General features: G+C 29.9%; 21 protein-coding genes. 3 read left to right on the forward strand and 18 right to left on the reverse strand.

Going from position 1 to position 17,924, the window contains the following annotated elements:
* The 9 genes from nifU to CRN98_RS01325 all read right to left on the reverse strand — a co-directional run bounded on the left by nifU (window position 1) and on the right by CRN98_RS01325 (window position 7,328).
* On the reverse strand, window positions 1–429 hold the full coding sequence (nifU, locus tag CRN98_RS01285; RefSeq protein WP_097025604.1) for a Fe-S cluster assembly scaffold protein NifU: 429 nt from the start codon (window positions 427–429) through the stop codon (window positions 1–3).
* Window position 430: 1 nt separating this feature from the next.
* Window positions 431–1,633 (reverse strand): cysteine desulfurase NifS, encoded by a 1,203-nt coding sequence (gene nifS / locus CRN98_RS01290; RefSeq protein WP_097025605.1) that lies wholly within the window; start codon window positions 1,631–1,633, stop codon window positions 431–433.
* Entirely contained in the window at window positions 1,626–2,069 is a 444-nt protein-coding gene (locus tag CRN98_RS01295) for an RrF2 family transcriptional regulator (protein ID WP_097025606.1), read from the reverse strand. Before CRN98_RS01295 ends, nifS begins: the two co-directional genes overlap by 8 nt.
* Before the next feature lie 141 nt (window positions 2,070–2,210).
* On the reverse strand, window positions 2,211–2,681 hold the full coding sequence (locus tag CRN98_RS01300) for a metal-dependent transcriptional regulator (RefSeq protein WP_097025607.1): 471 nt from the start codon (window positions 2,679–2,681) through the stop codon (window positions 2,211–2,213).
* A gap of 60 nt (window positions 2,682–2,741) precedes the next feature.
* Window positions 2,742–3,695: a 2-hydroxyacid dehydrogenase gene (locus CRN98_RS01305; RefSeq protein WP_097025608.1), complete on the reverse strand. Its 954-nt coding sequence runs from the start codon at window positions 3,693–3,695 to the stop codon at window positions 2,742–2,744.
* Between the two features lie 2 nt (window positions 3,696–3,697).
* Complete coding sequence (locus CRN98_RS01310; protein WP_097025609.1) at window positions 3,698–4,969, reverse strand: replication-associated recombination protein A; 1,272 nt, start codon at window positions 4,967–4,969, stop codon at window positions 3,698–3,700.
* Between the two features lie 43 nt (window positions 4,970–5,012).
* Entirely contained in the window at window positions 5,013–5,984 is a 972-nt protein-coding gene (locus CRN98_RS01315) for a hypothetical protein (RefSeq protein WP_097025610.1), read from the reverse strand.
* A 56-nt stretch (window positions 5,985–6,040) separates the two neighbouring features.
* Window positions 6,041–6,535 carry a flavin reductase family protein gene (locus tag CRN98_RS01320; protein ID WP_097025611.1) on the reverse strand — a complete coding sequence of 165 codons (495 nt, stop codon included), beginning with the start codon at window positions 6,533–6,535 and terminating at the stop codon, window positions 6,041–6,043.
* Window positions 6,536–6,551: 16 nt separating this feature from the next.
* Window positions 6,552–7,328, reverse strand: coding sequence for a histidinol phosphate phosphatase (locus CRN98_RS01325; protein ID WP_097025612.1), 777 nt, complete (start codon window positions 7,326–7,328; stop codon window positions 6,552–6,554).
* A 295-nt stretch (window positions 7,329–7,623) separates the two neighbouring features.
* Here CRN98_RS01325 and proB point away from each other — a divergent pair, with 295 nt between their 5' ends.
* Together proB and CRN98_RS01335 are read left to right on the forward strand one after the other, a co-directional pair.
* Window positions 7,624–8,430 carry a glutamate 5-kinase gene (gene proB / locus CRN98_RS01330; RefSeq protein WP_097025613.1) on the forward strand — a complete coding sequence of 269 codons (807 nt, stop codon included), beginning with the start codon at window positions 7,624–7,626 and terminating at the stop codon, window positions 8,428–8,430.
* Between the two features lie 12 nt (window positions 8,431–8,442).
* Entirely contained in the window at window positions 8,443–9,720 is a 1,278-nt protein-coding gene (locus CRN98_RS01335) for a glutamate-5-semialdehyde dehydrogenase (protein WP_097025614.1), read from the forward strand.
* 156 nt (window positions 9,721–9,876) lie between these two features.
* Here the strand turns inward: CRN98_RS01335 and CRN98_RS01340 are convergent, their stop codons facing one another.
* The 7 genes from CRN98_RS01340 to CRN98_RS18225 all read right to left on the reverse strand — a co-directional run bounded on the left by CRN98_RS01340 (window position 9,877) and on the right by CRN98_RS18225 (window position 15,273).
* Window positions 9,877–10,533 carry a lipase family alpha/beta hydrolase gene (locus tag CRN98_RS01340; RefSeq protein ID WP_097025615.1) on the reverse strand — a complete coding sequence of 219 codons (657 nt, stop codon included), beginning with the start codon at window positions 10,531–10,533 and terminating at the stop codon, window positions 9,877–9,879.
* 211 nt (window positions 10,534–10,744) lie between these two features.
* Window positions 10,745–11,920 (reverse strand): chloride channel protein, encoded by a 1,176-nt coding sequence (locus tag CRN98_RS01345; protein ID WP_179631867.1) that lies wholly within the window; start codon window positions 11,918–11,920, stop codon window positions 10,745–10,747.
* 101 nt (window positions 11,921–12,021) lie between these two features.
* On the reverse strand, window positions 12,022–12,588 hold the full coding sequence (locus CRN98_RS01350; RefSeq protein WP_097025617.1) for a TetR/AcrR family transcriptional regulator: 567 nt from the start codon (window positions 12,586–12,588) through the stop codon (window positions 12,022–12,024).
* A gap of 179 nt (window positions 12,589–12,767) precedes the next feature.
* Complete coding sequence (locus CRN98_RS01355; RefSeq protein WP_097025618.1) at window positions 12,768–14,138, reverse strand: aldehyde dehydrogenase; 1,371 nt, start codon at window positions 14,136–14,138, stop codon at window positions 12,768–12,770.
* Between the two features lie 81 nt (window positions 14,139–14,219).
* Window positions 14,220–14,654, reverse strand: a complete 435-nt coding sequence (locus tag CRN98_RS01360; RefSeq protein WP_242960766.1) for a GNAT family N-acetyltransferase — start codon at window positions 14,652–14,654, stop codon at window positions 14,220–14,222.
* A 52-nt stretch (window positions 14,655–14,706) separates the two neighbouring features.
* Window positions 14,707–14,952, reverse strand: coding sequence for a cupin domain-containing protein (locus CRN98_RS18220; protein ID WP_479723511.1), 246 nt, complete (start codon window positions 14,950–14,952; stop codon window positions 14,707–14,709).
* A gap of 6 nt (window positions 14,953–14,958) precedes the next feature.
* Window positions 14,959–15,273 carry a helix-turn-helix domain-containing protein gene (locus CRN98_RS18225; protein ID WP_479723512.1) on the reverse strand — a complete coding sequence of 105 codons (315 nt, stop codon included), beginning with the start codon at window positions 15,271–15,273 and terminating at the stop codon, window positions 14,959–14,961.
* Window positions 15,274–15,361: 88 nt separating this feature from the next.
* On the opposite strand from CRN98_RS18225, the gene CRN98_RS01370 reads away from it, so the two are divergent.
* Window positions 15,362–15,949 (forward strand): LysE family transporter, encoded by a 588-nt coding sequence (locus tag CRN98_RS01370; protein WP_242960767.1) that lies wholly within the window; start codon window positions 15,362–15,364, stop codon window positions 15,947–15,949.
* Window positions 15,950–16,069: 120 nt separating this feature from the next.
* Here the strand turns inward: CRN98_RS01370 and CRN98_RS01375 are convergent, their stop codons facing one another.
* Together CRN98_RS01375 and CRN98_RS01380 are read right to left on the reverse strand one after the other, a co-directional pair.
* Window positions 16,070–16,996 carry a DUF2935 domain-containing protein gene (locus CRN98_RS01375; protein WP_097025619.1) on the reverse strand — a complete coding sequence of 309 codons (927 nt, stop codon included), beginning with the start codon at window positions 16,994–16,996 and terminating at the stop codon, window positions 16,070–16,072.
* 153 nt (window positions 16,997–17,149) lie between these two features.
* A complete protein-coding gene (locus CRN98_RS01380; protein ID WP_097025620.1) occupies window positions 17,150–17,836 on the reverse strand; it encodes a ferric reductase-like transmembrane domain-containing protein in 687 nt (228 codons plus the stop codon).
* Between the last annotated feature and the right edge of the window lie 88 nt (window positions 17,837–17,924).

Raw genomic sequence — 17,924 nt, forward strand, 5'->3', positions numbered from 1 at the left:
TTATTCTCCATGTACTTCTTCATGAATATGCTCGGAATGTTCTTCCATATACCAAGGCTCTAAGCCTGCACTTCTTCTATAATCATTTATAGCTTTATGAATAGCTTCTTCTGCAAGTACGGAACAGTGCATTTTCACTGGTGGAAGTCCGTCTAAAGCTTCTGCTACTGCCTTATTAGTTAATTCCCATGCTTCTTCTATAGTTTTTCCCTTTATAAGCTCAGTTGCCATGCTAGAGGAAGCTATAGCAGAACCACATCCAAAAGTCTTAAATGTAACATCTTTTATTATATTATCTTCAACCTTTAGATATATTTTCATTATATCTCCACATTTTGGATTTCCTACTTCTCCTACACCATTGGCATCAGCAATTTCTCCTACATTTCTTGGATTTCTAAAATGGTCCATAACCTTTTCGCTATACATATTATTTTTCCCCTTCCTTTAAGCCGTTTAAGTATTCTTCCCAATAAGGTGACATTTCACGTCTTCTTTTTATTATCTGTGGTAATACATTTAATACGTATTCTACATCTTCTTCTGTACTATTAGCTCCTAAAGTAAGTCTTAGTGAACCATGAGCTATTCCATGAGTAAGTCCCATAGAAAGTAAAACATGTGATGGATCTAGAGAACCAGATGCACATGCACTTCCAGTTGAAGCACATATTCCTTCAAAATCTAAATCTAGAAGCAGTGTTTCTCCTTCTACTCCTATAAAGCACATATTTACGCTACCAGGTAGTCTTTTATCTCCCTTTGGTCCATTTAACTTAACATGAGGTATTCTTTCTGTAAGTCCATTTATAAGTTTATCTCTTAAGTAGGATACTCTACTGTTTTCCTCTTCTAATTCAGAAACAGCAAGATCTATAGCCTTTCCTATACCAACAATTCCAGGTACATTTTCTGTACTTGCTCTTCTTCCTTTTTCCTGTCCGCCACCGTGAATTAAGTTTTCTATCTTAACTCCTTTTCTAATATATAATGCTCCTATTCCCTTTGGTCCATAAAATTTATGTCCAGCCATAGAAAGCATATCTATATTCATTTCTTTAACATCTATTGAAACGTGTGCCACAGCCTGAACTGCATCTGTATGGAAATAAATATTTCTTTCTTTACAGATTTCACCTATTTCTTTAATAGGCTGAATAGCTCCAACTTCATTATTAGCAAACATTATTGATACAAGTATTGTAGTATCTTTAATGGCATTTTTTAAATCTTCAACTCTTATAATTCCTTCTTCATCTACAGGAAGATATGTTATTTCAAAACCTTGCTTCTTTAAAAACTCACAAGTGTGTGTTATAGCATGATGTTCTATAGCTGTAGTTATTATATGATTCCCTTTGTTCTTATTTGCAAAAGCAACTCCTTTTAATGCCCAGTTATCTGCTTCAGAGCCACCAGCTGTAAAGTAAATTTCATCTTTTTCTGCATTAATAGCTTTTGCTACTCTTTCTCTTGCCTGGTCTATAGCCTTTCTTGGCTTTTCAGATATAGAATAAAATTTAGAAGAAGGGTTTGCAAAGTTTTCAGTAAAATAAGGCATCATTTCTTCTAAAACCTCTGGTTTTGTAAATGTAGTAGCTGCATAGTCCATATACACATATTTTTTATCCATTGTTGTTTTCCCCTTTCTTATTTGCAATTAAATTATTATAATCATCTACCATATCTTGCAAGGTCGTAGTTTTAGTAACTTGATCTATACTTTCCTTTATTCTTGCCCACAAAAGTCTTGTGGAACATACTTTTATATTAGAACACGCCCCGTCCTGTAAACACTCAGATAATTTTAAAGGTCCTTCTAATACATTCATTATTTCAGATACGGTTATGTCTTTGGGTTCTCTGCTTAATATATACCCTCCTTGAGCACCTCTTATACTTTTAATAAGCTCTGCCTTTCTTAAAGAAGAAAAAAGCTGCTCCAGGTAATATTCAGATATATTTTGTCTTTCTGAAATACTTTTTATTGAGATAGGTTCTTTGCTATAGTTTATAGCTAAATCCACCATAGCTTTAACCCCATATTGTCCTTTAGTTGATAATTTCATTAAATCACCTCTTTATATTATATGTAATGTTGAGTGATTTACTATACTTTCAAAATCATAATATCAAACCCGAGTAATCTTGTCAACAATATTTTTTATGAATTTTACTAAATAATTTAAGGATATGTATCACTTAAATTATTACATATCCTTATCTATTAAATACTTACTATATTTATCTGCAATATCAGGATTTTTATTTAAAAAATCTAAAAAATAATTTAAATTTTCTATGGTTTCTGGGGTAAGTGAATGCTCTATTTTTTCTGTTTGCTCTAACACATCTCCCTTTGGAGATATTAGTTTTAAAAAGCTTTCAATTATTTTGTGCCTTTTTAAAAGCAGCCCCCCCATCTGTTTTCCTTCATTAGTTAATGTTATAACTCCATATTTTTCATAGGCCACAAGATTAAGTTCAGAAAGCTTATGAAGCATCTTTGTAGCGGAAGGCGGCTGTACATTTAATGACTTTGATAATTCATTTACTCGAGTAAATCCTTGGGCTAAAGATAATCTATATATCATCTCTATATAATCTTCCATTGAAGCTGTGATATATCCCCAATCTCTTTCCATATAACCTCTAAAAGTATAGAAATCTTCCCCTGACATTTAAATCTCCCCTATCAATTCCAACATAGGCTATCTTTTATTAAAGATAGCCTACATTAATTATTTTATTAAATTTTCAGGATTTCCCTGAAGCCATTTAGTAATATTATCAAATGTAGTATGAGCTCTTCTTACCATAGCTTCCTTAGTAGCAAAGCCTATATGTGGTGTAACTACAGAATTTGTAGTACTTAAAAGAGGATACTTTGTATCAAGTGGTGGTTCTATATCAAATACATCTATACCAGCGCCTTTAATTTTTTCTTCTCTTAGAGCTTCTGCTAAAGCTTCATTGTCCACAATAGGCCCTCTTGCAGTATTTATAAGTAATGCATCTTTTTTCATTAATGCAATTTTATCTTTATTTATAAGTCCGCGAGTTTCCTCATTTAATGGTACATGAATGGATACTATATCACTTTCAGCCATTAATTCTTCCATGGAAACATATTTTACTCCTAATTTTTCTACTTCTTCTTTTTTAGTTCTATTATAAGCTAATATGTTGCATCCAAAGGCTTTTCCTATTTCTATTACTCTTCTTCCAATTGCTCCAGTACCAATTACTCCAAGGGTTTTTCCTTCAAGATCATTTTGAGAAAATCCTTGTTTTGTATTACCTTCTCTAGTAACTTTATCTAAAGGTACTATATTTCTTAAAAGTGATATTATAAGTCCAAAAGTAAGCTCTGCCACTGAAGTAGTACTATACCCAGCTGCATTACATACAGTTATATTTCTTTCTCTGCAAGCATTTAAATCCACATGATCTACCCCTGTAAAAGCAACCGAAATCATTTTAAGTTTATCATTTGAATTTATAACTTCAGCCTTTAAAGGCATATTTGCGATTACTAAAACTTCTGCATCCTTTGCCCTTTCCTTTAATACTTCTATATCTTCATTTCTATCATCATAAAGTACAATTTCATGCCCTTCATTAATAAGTGCTTCACCTATTTTTAAAGCCTCTTCCTTTGAAATACCTAGTGGTTCTAATACAGCTATTTTCATTTTTATTCCTCCCTTAAATATCTCATATATTGAGCTATCTTTTCCTCCATTTTGTTTACCCCCGGAGTATAATACACAGCTTCTTTTATATTATTTGGTAAATATTGTTGTTTAACATAATGATTTTTATAATTATGAGGATATTTATATTCTTTTCCTCTTCCCAAAGCGTCAGCTCCACTATAGTGAGCATCTTTTAAATGCTCTGGTATGTCCCCTACATCTTTACTTTTTATGTCACTTAATGCCTTGTCTATGGCAATAACAGCAGAATTAGATTTAGGTGAGGTGGCTAAAAGTATAACAGCCTCCGCTAGTGGTATTCTTGCCTCTGGAAATCCCAATTGAAAAGCAGCATCGGTACAAGCCTTTACTATAGCTATAGCATTTGGATAAGCAAGTCCTATATCCTCTGCGGCAATTACTAAAAGCCTTCTTACTATAGAAGCTAAGTCCCCTGCCTCTACAAGCCTTGCCAAATAGTGAATTGCAGCCTCTGGGTCGCTTCCTCTTATGGATTTTTGAAAAGCACTTAATATATCATAATGGCTGTCCCCAAACTTATCATAATTTAATATCTTTTTTTGAGCACATTCCATAGCTATGTTTAAGTCAATATGTATTTCCCCTTCTAAATTTTTATTAGTGGAATATACACATAACTCCAGTGCATTCAGTGCCTTTCTTAAATCTCCACCACTTACCTCACTTATATAACTTAGTGCATCTTCTTCTATAACTATACTTTCATTAAACTCTCCCTGAAGTTTATGCAAAGCATTTGTAATTCCCTCTTTTATATCTTCTTTTAAAAGAGGTTTAAATTCAAAAATAGTAGATCTGCTTAAAATAGCCTTATATATATAGTGATATGGATTTTCCGTAGTGCTTGCAATTAATGTTATAGATCCATTTTCCATAAACTCCAAAAGGGATTGCTGCTGCTTTTTATTAAAATTTTGAATTTCATCTAAATATAAAACCACACCATTTATGGTCATTAAGCTATTTAAATCCTTTATAATGTCCTTTATATCACTTAAAGATGCATTAGTAGCATTTAGCTTGTAAAATGTCTTATTTGTAATCTTAGCTATTATATTTGCAACGGTTGTTTTTCCTACCCCAGGAGGGCCATAAAATATCATATTTGTAAGCTTACCGGATTTTATTATTCTATTTAATATTTTTCCATCCCCTAAGATATGTTTTTGTCCTACCACCTGAGAAATATCCTCAGGTCTCATTTTATCCGCCAGGGGCTTATTTATCATCAATGAAAACCACCTCAATAAAATTTTGAATAGGCTTAAAAGCCTATTCTTTAATTAAAACATCTAAAGTTTTATCTAAAATCTTTTCACCTGTCCTAATGAATTTTCCACTTTGTTTTGTAACCATATTCACTGCTCCAAAGGTTGCAGCCTTTAATATATTTTTTCTATAGGCATACTTAAACCTTTTTACCTTCTTTTGCTCTATAACTCCTAAGTAATACATTAGCTCATCTTTACTACCATTAGATACTACTTTTAATGCTTCTTTAAAATGCCTATTGCTTAATATAGTAAGATTATCTCTTTCTAAAGGCTCTTTAGCTTCCTTTGCCAAAAGCTGTGCACTTCTTCCTATACATATAAGAGTCTTTTCATCTTTTATATCGCTTTTGAGTCCTAGGTTAATACATTTAAGAAGTGCTCTTTTATAGCTCCATTTGTCTTTATCCAAATTTTCTTCTATATAGCCTCCTCCTATTTCAACTCCTATATCAATTAAGGAGCCAATAGGATCCACAGGAATCTTTATTGTATTTAAAATTAAAAATGCCTTTTTATAATATTTTAATGTTTCCGCTAAAATAAGCCAGCTATATGGGTCTCTTGGATTTTCATTAACCATTCTTGTTATCTTTTCAATTTCTGATGCCCCTTCTACTAAATCATCTACTACAGTAACTATTGGCAAATCTTTAAACTGCTTTTGTAATTTGGAAATTGCACTTAAATCCTTATTATCATTACGTCTTTCATTTATAGATATCTTTGCTTCCTCTTTTAATTTTTTTGCTTCTTCTCTTCTTTGTATGCCCTCATTAAATTTAATTGCATTTATATTTTGAAGAGCTTCTCTTTTATTATACTGCATTTTACGTTTATCTTTATTTTTAGCATCATCTATATTCTTATCTAGTTTCTTAACTTTTCCCTCTAAATACAAACATTTTACAGTTTCCTTAGCCTTACTTAATGCTATCTTATTTAAGCTTACTAGTTTTTTACCTAAACCCATTTTTAAAACTCCTTTACTTTTTATTAATATCTTGTTTTAAAAATGAGCATTATGGGTTACTTTAAGTAACAATCTACTATTTCTCCATAATACATAGTATGATAATCACCATTTTCATAACAAGATTTATTTATCTCTGGAGATAAAAACTTTTCATCCATATGCTGCTTATATATTATTTTGCACTCAAATTGCAAATCGCATTCACCTATAATAGGAGAATTTACCTTATTTGATTTTTCCATAGATAAATTGCACTCTTTAAATTTATCTATATCTCTTCCTGACTTTGTTCCACATATTGCAAGCTCCTTTTTTAAATCGCAGTTTACAGGAATACTTACTGTGAAATCTTCTGCTGCTTCTATAATATCATAGGTATATCTGGATTTTCTAACCATAACCATAAATACTGGCTTTCTCCATATATATCCTATATCTCCCCAGCCTATAGTCATAGTATTTACCTTATCTCCACTTTTTACTGTTAAAAAAGCCCCTTTAGTTTTTAAAACATCCATAGCATCCTTTGCATATTTTGTGAATTCCATAATAAATTCCTCCTAATTATAAATATTCAGGTTTTCTATTTCTAAAATAAACTGGCTTTAAGCCACATAATTCTGCTAGGTTAATTGCTAAATCAAAATTTTTTCCAATACTTTGGGCAGTGTGCGAATCAGAACCTATAGTTATTATTTTACCACCTAATTCATTGAATCTTTTATATATTTTTTGTAAATTCCCCATTGCTTCCTTTTCATTAAATCTTCTAGTATTTATTTCTATAGCCTTTTCACTTTTGGCTATAGCATTTAATATTTCATCTATGTATTCATTATAATCATCATAATATATTTCCCTATCTTCAAAAGGGGCATATCTAGCTATATAATCTATATGTCCTAGAGAATCTATAAAATCATATTCTTTTACGCATTTTAATATGCCTTCTAAATAATTTATGTAACATTCTTTTTTACTTCTACCTTCATAAAATTCTTCTGCATATATATCATAATACTTTCCATCATAATTTACCACATGTACAGATCCTAATATAAAGTCCAGATCATATTTTGATGCTATCTCTCTATTTTCATTTATAACATCTTCCCTCATACCCATTTCTATACCAAGTAAAACTTTTTTATTTCTATATGGTGTGTATTCCTGAAAATATTTATCTATATCAAATATAAACCTATCCTTAACCATGTATTTTAAGTCAAAATGATCTGTAATTATTATACCTATGTTATTTTTATTTGCAGAACTTATTGCATCTTTTAAAGGCATTATGCAATCTGTAGAAAAACTTGTATGTACATGACTATCAAACATGTAAAATCACCTCCAAAGTAACTTTAATTGTGAATTTAATTATTTATAATAGGTATTTTACCCATCCTTATTTTAATAACTCTTTAACAATATAGGAATATTATTTAAAAATGTTCAATATTTCTCTAATATATTATACATCAATTTTTTTTACTTACCAGATAACCTCAGGATATTTATGTAATTTATTTTAGATTTATTATATTCTTTATAAAACTTCATTTAAATTTTTATAAAATTATGAGATAATCATTAATAAAGATTATATTTTAAAATGTTTATAGGGGGCGTTTTGATGACTAACTTACGCAAGGATTATTTAAAAACTATAAAAAAAATAATTGTTAAAGTTGGTTCTTCTACTTTAACTTATAATAATGGGCTTTTAAATCTTTCTCATATAGAACATTTAGTAAGACAACTTGCAGATATGCACAATCAAGGATACAGCGTTGTTCTTGTAAGTTCTGGGGCAATTGGAGCAGGTATGGGAAAATTAGGACTCAAAGAAAGACCTAAAAGTATTCCTGAAAAGCAAGCTGCGGCTGCTGTGGGGCAAGGCATACTTATGCATATGTATGAAAAGATATTTTCTGAATATGGCAAAACTGTAGCTCAAGTTCTTTTAACTAAAGAAGACATGACAAATAAAGCACGTAGAGAAAATGCTCATAACACTTTTTCTGCTCTTTTAAATCAAAATGTAATTCCTATAATAAATGAAAATGATGCCGTTGTGGTAGATGAAATAAAGGTTGGAGATAACGATACCCTATCTGCACTGGTATCTGAACTAATTAAAGGAGACTTACTTATACTTATGTCTGATATAGATGGTCTATACGATTCAGATCCTAGAAAAAATAAAGATGCAAAACTTATAAGTACAGTGGATAAAGTTACGGAAGATATAGAAGCATGTGCAGGGGGCGCTGGAAGTAATCTTGGTACAGGTGGTATGGCTACAAAAATTAATGCTGCAAAGATTGCCACAGCTTCTGGCATATCCATGGTAATTGTAAATGGAGATAATGCAGAAGTACTAGGTAAGGTAATTGCAGGAGAAGAAGTAGGAACTTGGTTTAAAGCTGACGTAAAATAAGGAGGAATATTCGTGGAAAACATACAAGAATATATATTAGGCATTGGAAAGAAGGCTAAAGAAGCTTCTAGAAGTCTTTCATCCCTAGATACAAATTCTAAAAACAAAGCACTATTATCTATGGCTGAAGGTTTAAAGAATAATACTTTAGAAATTATTGAAGCAAATAAAATTGATTTAAAACTTGGAGAAGAAAAAGGATTAAATAAGTCTCTTTTAGATAGACTTCTTATAAATGAACAAAGAATAAATGCCATGGCTGAAGGATTAAGACAAGTAGCAGAGCTTCCAGATCCTATTGGAGAAGTTATAAGCATGTGGAAAAGACCTAATGGCATAACTATAGGACAAAGAAGAGTACCTTTAGGAGTTATAGGGATAATATATGAAGCTCGTCCAAATGTAACTGTGGATGCTGCTGCATTATGTTTAAAATCCGGTAATGCAGTAATACTTAGAGGTGGCTCTGAAGCTATAAATACAAATATGGCTATAGCTAAAATACTTAGAAATTCTCTTATATCCTGTAACCTCTCACCAGATTTTATACAACTTGTGGAAATTACAGATAGAGAAATTGTAAATATAATGCTTAAGTTAAATGAATATATAGATGTTTTAATTCCTCGTGGAGGAAAAGGACTTATACAAACTGTTGTTAAAAATGCCACAGTGCCTGTTATAGAAACAGGAGTTGGTAATTGTCATGTGTTTGTAGATAGCTCTGCAGACCTTTCCATGGCTGAAAACATCATAGTTAATGGAAAAACTCAAAGACCTGCAGTCTGTAATGCCATAGAAACAATTTTAATTCATAAAGACGCTGCAGAGGAATTTGTACCTAAAATCACAAATACATTAAATAAATTAGGTGTAGAATTAAGAGTTTGTGAAAAAACTAAAGAAATAATAAATGCTAATAATATAGAAGCAAATGTAAAGCCTGCAATTCCTAAAGATTGGGATACAGAATATCTTGATTTGATCTTAGCAGTTAAAATTGTGGACTCTTTCGAAGAAGCAATAGAACATATTTATAATCATGGAACTAAACATTCTGAATGTATAGTTACAAATGATTATAAAAACTCACAAATCTTCTTGGATACCATAGATGCTGCAGCAGTTTATGTAAATGCTTCTACTAGATTTACAGATGGTTTTGAATTTGGCTTTGGTGCTGAAATTGGAATAAGCACACAAAAACTTCATGCTAGAGGCCCTATGGGACTTACTCAGCTTACTACTATAAAATATGTAGTATATGGCAGCGGACAAATTAGAGAATAAAAATAAAATGTAGAAGCTTTGCATAATAAAGTTTCTACATTTTTATATTTTAGTCATAATTTTTTAATTACTAGTCTCTACTTGATAATCTTAAATGAAATCATTCCTTCAAGGCCAATTACCTGCTGTTTTAAATCATAAAATAAATCATTAAATTTATGCTTCTTTTATAAACCTTCCCGTTTCAATAAAATCATCTATTAATTTTGCTGTTTTCCACTTATAATGTATTTCTTTATGCTGAAATGGTAAAATCGCAAAGTCTTCCAACCCTTCATAATATACCGAGTTTACTGTGACCCTTCCATCATTTTCTCCATTTAGCAACTTTCCTAATACAAGTTTATCATTTCTTCCCGCAATGGCACCTATTTTAATTCTTTCATCATTAATAAAATCAACCCTTTTTACATTTTCTGTTTTTAAAGAATTTAAAGTCTTAAAAATATAAGTGAGAATATTAAAGTAATTCCCCGCCATATCCGCCAATTCGCTGCCATTATTAGGTGTTGCAATTAAAACGCACTTATTTATTCTATATCTATTTTTAGATTGTAACAAATACTTTCTTATTATTAATCCTCCTGTACTATGTCCAATCAAATTAACTTTTTGATTTTTTTTCATGCCTTTTAAAATTTCCTCTACAATTCCTTCAAATATAAAAGTAGCATAATCAATTTCCTTATATGTTAAAGGCAAATCTACTAAAATACATTTGTGATTTAGCTTTTCAAGATTTTTTGATAAAATAGTCATATCATTCTTATTCTTATTATATCCATGAATTAAAATAGAAACCTTCTCTTCCAAGTAACCTCTCTCCATCCAATTTTAGCTTATCAATGAATTTCTTTTTCAAGAGTCATTTTAATTAGATATTCATATCTATTTTCTCTCATTATATAAACATCATTTAATAAGCTCTCTAGTATGCTTATTATACAATATTCCTATAATTTTAAAAACAATAATTTTCTTTACAATAGACCTAATCTTATAAGCTTAATAATTCTTGGAAATATTAAATACATAAATATTTGCTTATAGATGTTTTACATATAAATTTATTATTTATAAAATTTATTAAGAAGGCTGATATTATTGCAAAAATCCAATGTGTCACAGGTAAGAAGAAACATATTAAAACTACAGCTAGAATAGGTTTTTTAAGTACCACTGTAATTACTCCAGTTGCAGTAATAGCTACAAGATAAGTTGAATCAATATTCAATATACAACTAAGAGCAAATGCTATACAAAATGAGGCAAATATTGTAGGAAATATTTGGCCACCAACCCATCGAAAATTAACAGATATTTTAGTAGCTAATATTTTTAGAAAAGCAATAAGTACTAAGTAAGAAACTCCCAATTCCTCAAAATCATTAACAATTTCTCTTAAAGCATGTTCGCCAGAAAAAAGTGTAAGAGGAAAATATGCTCCTAAAGCTGCTAAAGTAAATCCACCAATTATCGCAGCTATAAATGGACTTAAACTTAATTTAGTTTTTTTACAAATATATTTTATTAATTGTCCGATATAGTTAAAAGATAAACCTATTATTATTGAAAGAATTAAAATAGGTATAAAAAACAACAACTCTTTACTAGAAATATTATTTTGCTCTAATTTAAAAATAAAGCTTTCTTTATGTGTTAAATTATTTAAAAATTTTATTATAAAATAAGCAGATAAAGTTGTACAAGTATATGTGATATAATTTAATAGTTTTTTTGAAATAAGCTTTAGTTTATGAATTGAGTTTTTATCATAAGAAAATGAGCTAAAAAAAGGGACTTCAAAAATAGCAGTAAGTACAGCAGTAGTTGAGGTTTCTATAAGTTCTTCTTTTAATTCAGGATTTGAATTTTTAATTTTTATGCTTAAAAAAGTTGAAAACATAGCTACCATCCCAAAAAGGCCAGCTTCAGGCCCTATACTGCCTCCAAAAATTAGTGGTAAAAAAGCACATACAATATATTTGGGTAGCGGTTTATAATCAATAGTTTTTGTAAGCTTATATTCGTGAAGTATTTCTTCCATTTCTTTTGGATAAGGTCCTAAAAACTTTTGGCCAAGACCTATCATTATTCCTCCTACTATGCATAAAATTATAGTCATAGTAAAATTACTTACTTTTATAATATGAGGCAGCTCATGCCACAAGAAATTAGTTGATAGATTTATAAGAAACATAAATAACCAGCAAAAGGCACCAACAACTGTACCCATAATAAAACCGAAAAATATAATATTTTTTGCAATAGATTTAATAATAGACACCACCTTTTCTATTTTTATTTTACAGTTAAACTAATAAATTCAACTAAAAAATTAATGTTGTCTTCTTTATCATTTCGATGAAATTCTAACATTGTTAACATGGATACTAATAAAGATTCTGCGAGTCTAGTATCAATCTTGGAACATTTATTAAGAGTCTCTACCTTATTAATACATTTAAATAAATTTTCTACTCTTAAAATTAAGCCATTTTTTAAATTATTAATCTCTTTATCATCCTTTAGCTCTGCTGCTGAAGTATTTATCAAATCTTTCCCTAAACCATTTCTTGCTTCAATATCCTCATAAAGCATCCTTATGAAATTTCTAAGTTTTTCTTCTGAAGAAATAGTAAGTTCACTTATAGCATCAAGCTTATTAAATGTATTTTCCCAGCCTTCTTTAAGTATACATAGATAAAGTTGCTTCTTATTTTCATAGTAATTATATAAAGTTCCCACAGCTACTCCAGATTTTTTAGATATCATTCTCATGTCAACATTAATATAGCTAAGTTCAACAAACAATTCAATAGCACAATTTCTAATAGTTTTCTCAACATCTTTTATTATCTTTGGCATAGCATTACCCCTTATTATGAACTACAGTTCATTTAAAGTATAGTATTATTATATGATGTTCTCTTTTATTTGTAAAGAAATTTGTAGATTTAAGGAGCTAAACTGTACTTTAAAGTTTAGCTCCTGTTATTTCTTCTAAAATCAAATTTTCCGTACTAAACTTAATTATTATTTATTATTTACCTCATAATCTTTTTTAATAACTTTAAATGTTCTTTGTATGGCGGATACCTAAGTGGTATATCTAACAAATTAGATTTTTTCAGGATACTTTTTTTATGAGAAAAAGTATCAAAGCTTGCTTTCCCATGATATCCTCCCATCCCACTGTCTCCAACACCCCCAAATGGCATGTATGAAGTGGCCAAATGTACTATTGTATCATTTATACATCCTCCACCAAAAAAAATGTTCTTGATGACGTTTTTTTCTCTCTCATTATCATTTGTAAATAAATAGAGTGCCAATGGCTTTGGATGCTTATTTACTACTGAAATAACCTCACCTAAGCTTTCAAATTCTAGCACAGGCAGTATTGGCCCAAATATTTCTTCCTGCATAATAGCACTATCCCATGTTACAGTATCAAGGATTGTTGGAGAGATTTGATTAGTTTTATCATTGCATTCTCCTCCAAATATAATGTTTCCACTCTTCAGTAGACTTAGAAGCCGATTGAAGTGCTTGTCATTAATAATCTTTGGGTAATCTACGTTATTACAGGGACTTTCACCATAAAATTCAGTAATATACTCTTTCATTTTATGAATAAGCTTATCCTTTACACTACTCTGAACCATTAAATAATCTGGTGCTACACAGGTTTGTCCTGCATTTAAAAACTTCCCCCAAACAATTCTCTTTGCAGCAAGGTCTATATTTGCTGTTTCATCTACAATGCAGGGGCTTTTCCCTCCCAGCTCCAGCGTTACAGGTGTAAGGTGCTTTGAAGCGGCTTCCATTACTATCTTTCCTACTGGTACACTACCAGTAAAGAAAATATAATCAAACTTTTCTTCAAGCAATGTTTTATTGACTTCCCTTCCACCTTTTACTACCGCAATATGATATTCATCAAAATTCTCACTTATAAGCTTATCTATAACTGCAGATGTATGGTATGAATACTCGGATGGTTTTATAATAGAGCAATTTCCCGCTGCAATAGCACCTATAAGTGGTGCTATAGTTAGTTGAAAAGGATAATTCCATGGTGACATAATTAATGTTATCCCATAGGGTTCGGAATACATATAGCTTCTAGATAAAAAGTGTGTTAATGGCGTTTTTACCCTTTTACGTCCTGCCCAATTTGGAAGATGCCTTATAGTATATTTTATTTCTTCCAAAACAAGGCCTACTTCTGTCTCATAGGACTCAAAATCAGCCTTGTTTAAATCTTTTTTCAATGCCTCCATTATTTCTTGCTCATTCTCAATTATTACTCTTCTTAATATCTTGAGTTTTTCTATGCGAAAATCTATATCTTTTGTTCTACCCTCTTCAAAAAACAATCTTTGTTTTTCTATAATTTCTTTAATATTATACATAAGGAACCCCTCCTAAGTTAATTCTAAATCTATAAAGCTTAAAGTCAATATTAAGGCCCTTTTGTAGATTTTAATTATTAGTTAATCATTATATCTATAAAAACGATTATTCTGGTTATATGCAAAGCCAAACTTTTTATAGAAATTATCAAGCTCATCTATTGCAATTAGACCAATAATAGCACCATCTATGCAATTATTATCAATATAATCTATTATTTTTTTCATAATCAATGTACCAATTTTCTGCTTTTGATATGAAGGTACAACCATTATGTCTTGTATGTAAAAAACTGTTGCACCATCGCCAACAATTCTTCCAAATCCTATTATATTACCTTGGTCTTCTACACAGACACAGTAAGTTGAATTATTCAATCCCTTTTCAATTTTATCATGCTGTAATATTTTCCAACCAATAGAGTTTCTTAGCTTAATATATTCTTCAACTGATGGTTTTCTTTCAGTTACTGTAATACTTTTCATATTTAAAACTCCCTCCATATCAGGTTTCAATTAATTTCAAACCTCTTTGAAATTAATTAAGATAAATTCATAACCATAAGGACTATTTGTTATAAAATCTTGAATAATAAATAACCATACTAATTCTTGTTAATTTATCACCTGAATTATGATATATGTGAGGTTTGTCAGCTTTTAGCCTTATAGAATCCCCTTCCTTTATCGTGAATTCTTCATTATTCACTCGAATAGTTAATTCACCATCAAAGACGGTTATAAATTCTTCTGTACCTTCTCTATGTGAATCTGCACTTAAATAACCACCCTCTTCTATTTCAACAGTATACATCTCAAATTACCTTTCACTTTCATAAGGAAAAAATGGATAACCCTTATATTTCCCACTGTCTTCAACTAATGGTTTAATACTTTCTTTCTGAATAACTACAGCATTTTCCTGAGTGGATTTTATTAATTCAGTAAATGATATTTTTAGTCCATTAGCTATTTTCCAAGCAGTAGTAATTGTTGGATTTGATTCACCTCTTTCAATCTGACCTAGCATACTCTTACTTACACCAGTAATTTGTGCTAAATTATCAAGACTCAATTTTCTATCCTCTCGAATCTGTTTCAAATTTGTGGCTAATATTATATTTAAATTTTCCAAAATACTTTCATCTCCTCTTGTGCATTATAACGTACATATCGTATAATTATATTGCACAAAATATTTATTTTATTTAAGAGGGATTACAATGATGTTTAGTTTAACCGCATTTTTATCCTATGTGTTTGTTTCCAATTTTACACCAGGACCAAATAATATTATGGCTATGTCCAATGGTAGTAATTTTGGATATAAAAAAACCTTTAAATTTGTTTTAGGTGTCACTACTGGTTTTGGAATAATCATATTGTTATCTAGTTATCTTAATCTGCTTTTGCTTAACTTCATTCCAAAGATTAAATTGTTTGTTGATTTTGTTGGATTTGCATATATGATTTATTTAGCTGTTAAAATTTTAAAAAGTAAACCCCAATCAGAGGATACCATATCTAACAGCATGAACACTTTTCTTATAGGGATGGCTATGCAGTTTATTAACCCAAAAGTGATAATTTATGGCATAACTGTAACCTCAAGTTTTATAATACCATACTATAAGACAAATTTATCACTCTTTTTATTTTCTATTTTTCTTGCATTTATAGGATTTATAGCAAACTCTTGTTGGGCACTTTTTGGTGCTTTGTTTCAGAAATTTTTAATGCAATATAGAAAACCTTTCAATGCTTTTATGGCATTACTCCTAATATATAGTGCAGTATCTATTCTAAATTAGCCTATCTGATTAGATTTTAAAAATCACAAGGCCTGTTTATTATGAATTTAAACAGACCTTGTATTGCATAATATTATATTATAGATAAACTTATTAATTACGATGTATCTAAATTAAATTTCATACACCTTTTTTAAATATCTTTAATAAACGTAAATAGTGATTTGCTTCACGTAAAGTATGGTCACCTAACAAAGGTATTATTATGGATTTGATTTTACATTCTACCAATCCTTGCGTACCTTGTGCCTTAAATTTTTTTATTTCCATAGTTGCTTTAAGACTCTCATCTGTAACTTCTGAAATTAGCATTGAATTATCCATGGCTTCTCTTGCCTCTTTTGTCAACTGATCAAATTCATTTCCAAAGTTATTTGCTGTCTTTATAAGCTCTTCCTCAGTTGGGTCAAGAAGCCCACGAATAAATTTTGAATGTTCAGCCATAATTCTGTTCCAGAAAGTTTCTTGTTCATAAGCTTCTCTTTCTAAGTTGATTTCTTCACGATTTTGTAGTCTTTTTACTATCTGAAAATAAAATTTTGCTTCTCTTAAAATATGGTCTATAAGCAAAGGATAATTAACTGTAAATATCCTACAGCATAAAACATCTGATAATAGCTTACTCTTAAACTGTGCTAATGCTCTAGTTAGTTCCATGACTCTCTGATTAAGTATAAATACTTTTTCTTCAATCACAGGGTTACCTATTATTGAGGTATCACCCGTTAATCCCATCTCTGATTTAGTCAAGCTAGTTGGAATTTTCACTCCTGTAAAATATGCTGAAGCCATTTCAGCTTTTAATGTAAAAGGTGTTACTACTTCACCAGACTGTAAAACACTAGGGCTAACAACGCCATTAGAAAGAGATATGGTATCAGCTAAAATTCTATCGAACTCTATTCTAAAAGCGTTCGCCTGTTCTACACACCCTGAATCCTTAGGTGTAAAACCTATTTGTAAAAAAAATGAGTGTTCCTTCATAATCCTTGCAAAAAAAAGATGTAATTCCAGTGACTGTCTTATAAATTCGGTTCTAGATAGCATGGTGAATTCTCCTTAAAAAATTTTTCTTCGCTATCATTATATTAATTTTATCCATAAGAGTTACTCTTATCATACAGTTATACTTGTAAAATTTGTATACAGGCTGTAACAAACTATATAAAAATATAATAAACTTCTTAAACCTTGGTTTATCTATAGTGACACAACTTGAGCTTGTCTAGTATTTTTGGACTTTAGAAATCTTAAAATTGCATAACCACCAAATATTATTGTATAAGTAATTAATTTTAGCCAATCTATTTTTTCTTTATCCACTAATATAATTAAAATGTGAAGATATGCTAAGAGATAGAAAAGATATGCCCATCTTTGCAATTTCTTCCATTGATGGCCTTTCATTTTAAGTCTTATCTTTTTAAATGAAGTAATAAATAATGGTATCATTATGATAAATCCTATAGTTCCAATAATTATATAACTTAAGTATATTACCGATAAAGAACCATTCATTGCTTTAATAATAAAACGAATTAAATATATAAAACCATGTGGTAATAAAAGAATAGAAGCTATAATAGCTAATTCAGCTCTAATTCTTAATAATTTTCTTGTAATTGCCCACTTTGTTTGTAAAGCACCTGCAAACATAACTAACACAAAAAACGATATTGAAATAATACCCTTTATAGATGCCTTCTCTAGGATAGAAATAAATCCATAAAGTTTCATATTAGAAGTAAGTCTTAAGATTTCGTATATAGTTGTACTAATAGCTACTAGTCCTGATAATGAGTAATAAAACCAATAATGTTTCTTAATACTTGATGTAAAAACTAATGATAAAACTGCTGCAAAAATTAATGAATAAATTAAAACCATGTTAATTCTCCTTTATAATTATATTGATAATGATTTTCGTTATCATTTTAATAGAATCCTCTGAAAAAGTCAATAAATAATTATATTT

The organism is Clostridium peptidivorans (assembly GCF_900205925.1).
In the GTDB taxonomy this organism is placed as follows: Bacteria; Bacillota; Clostridia; order Clostridiales; family Clostridiaceae; genus Clostridium_AK; species Clostridium_AK peptidivorans.